We start from the raw sequence: 2435 nt of genomic DNA on the forward strand, positions 1-2435 counted from the left end.
CCAAGTGGCTCTGGACTTACAACAACGAACGGCCCAACATGGGCATCGGCGGCATCACTCCGAGGCAGAAACTGAGAACGGCTGCATAGCCCTACTTTTCAGACAGCCTAAAAAGGGGAGGATTACCACCCCGTCGACCTCGAATACCCATGGCATCGCCCCCTGTGGTCGTTATATCTACCTTTAGCAGGACAAGAGGACTAGTATCTCGTTTTGTAGGCGTTCACGTAGCTATGGATTCATTCAGGCAGCAAACGTCTATTCCAGGACATTGAATGTTCGACAAGCAAACAATCCAGGGTTGCGAAAGCGCCAATCTTGACAGATTGGCGCCATGGAGTGTTACAAAAGCGCTTATAGCATTAAAAATACACACCGAAACATCCCCCAAGAAGCTGGAATGGACTGACAATTACTGATTCAATCACAATGCACGGAATTCCAAACAACTGTAGATGAAATACGTCTTGAAGCAAAATAAGCACCATTACGAATTGTTCAACGACAGACCATAGCAATGTAAGAATAAATCCCAATATTTTATTCTCAACAATCACAGACTTAACCGCTGACGCAGCCCTATTTGCAAACCCTCGAACCCCAGTGCCTGCATATTCCGAAGAAACACCCCAGCTATATTGTTGCCTGTCAACCCATTCACGTTGAATCTGCTGTTCAGACTTTTTTTCTTGCGTAAAGCATGCGGAACACATCGAAATTAACAAGGACACAAGAAGCACACGCAAAACAAAAAAGACGCGACTGCCGATGTTTGTTACAGCTAATGCACACATACTCGATGTGCCTCCCATGGCTGTTATTCGTGCCAGTTAAGACTTAAATAGCTTCCGAAAGCCTTTGACAATCGGATTCTTACCCATTTCTTCTTTGAATTCTTGCCACGCCTTTCCCAACTCTTCTTCTGAATTGGATTCTGACGCCAATTTGTCAGCCTGAGAATGTTCGTTGCGTTCAGCGCCATCAGGGATATTGCTGATTTTTGCCATTTCGCGAGAGCACTCAGCAACAAAAGGGATTTGCCTTGATACAAACTGAACCAATGAAGAGAAGTCAGCTCCAGAAGCGCCTGCCTGACGAGCGCAGACGATCAGTTTGTCATACAAATCTGCCCCGATGGGATTCAGCGCTATGCACGTCAGAATTGTATCTATCTTCTCCGGACCACTCATTCTTGACGAATCAAGATTCTCCAGCACATTGCTTGCTCGCTCAAAGTTTTCCTTCCTCTTGTCCCATGAGGCAGCGATATTGTATCCATTGTCACCAACGATTCCTTGCATTGTTTTGTACGCATCAACTGTGAAAGCAAACGATGCCTTTTGGCAACTTTGAAAAATCATGCCAAGATCATAATTCTTATCTCTCAACCCTCTCCAGTCAGTGCCATCAAACCTCTCCAGCACATTATAGTGATAAATTGTAAAAAATTCATCATCAGAGCTACTTACTATATCCTCCGCACTGTAGTTTAGAATTTTGTTGCGCACAAGCGTGTCTTTGATGAAGTTCGCAACTGGATAGCGCAAATGGTCTGTACCCTTATTAATTACATCCCTGATGCAGTCCAATGTTTTACAATTGTTCCAGGCCCCCTCAAACTTACCAAAGTTATCTGCAGCAAAAGAAAGATATTCGCGATATCTTAAGCATTCCTTCAAGTACTCCTCGTTGATGAGCGCCTGTTTGCCAAGAACAGAAAACCCGACATTCCCTTTTGGAAAACAAGCTTCACTTTCCGCCTTGATCTCCTGCGTTGAAGAGTTAGGCCTTTGATTCAATTGGTCTTTGTTTTCGACGAGCCATTCAAACGCCGCATTCAATTCTTTCAACTTATTTTCAGCGCGCTGCCTCAAATTGCCTGGCTGCCTGTCTGGATGCCACACCATACACAACTGCCTATATGACAGCTTGAATTCGTCAAATGTTGCACCAGGATTAAGCTCAAAAAGGACAAGAATCTTTTCAATAGAAAATGAACTCATCAGCTTGCTCCATGAGTAGAAATGCTAGCGAATTACCCTAAGAAACTACTCCATTATCTCGTGAGTGCCATGCGAACTTCTGTCGCACTGCGTTACGATGTGAAATGGGTCGTTGAATTTTCGACCACACCACTTACAGCTATAAAGCCCGCTGTCATGCATGAGAACATGTCCTTTCGTTGGACTCGTCGCGCAGTTACAACCAGCCAACATGCTATTCGTTGTTTTCATCCCACAATACCGGCAAACAAATTTGTCAGGTTTCGCGCCAAGAAGCATCTTTACCTCCAAACTAAGCGCGGTATGGTAATCCTCCCCTTTTTAGGCTGTCTGAAAAGTAGGGCTATGCAGCCGTTCTCAGTTTCTGCCTCGGAGTGATGCCGCCGATGCCCATGTTGGGCCGTTCGTTGTTGTAAGTCCAGAGCCACTTGG

Annotated in this window: 2 protein-coding genes; both read right to left on the bottom strand. The window is 45.1% G+C overall.

Annotated features, from left to right (window positions below):
- Positions 1-362: 362 nt before the first annotated feature.
- Positions 363-812, bottom strand: a complete 450-nt coding sequence (locus tag MLE27_RS17855; RefSeq protein WP_243313992.1) for a hypothetical protein — start codon at positions 810-812, stop codon at positions 363-365.
- A gap of 18 nt (positions 813-830) precedes the next feature.
- Positions 831-2003 carry a J domain-containing protein gene (locus tag MLE27_RS17860; protein WP_243313994.1) on the bottom strand — a complete coding sequence of 391 codons (1173 nt, stop codon included), beginning with the start codon at positions 2001-2003 and terminating at the stop codon, positions 831-833.
- Positions 2004-2435 lie beyond the last annotated feature (432 nt).

The sequence above is a fragment of the Fundidesulfovibrio agrisoli genome (assembly GCF_022808715.1).
GTDB lineage: Bacteria > Desulfobacterota > Desulfovibrionia > Desulfovibrionales > Desulfovibrionaceae > Fundidesulfovibrio > Fundidesulfovibrio agrisoli.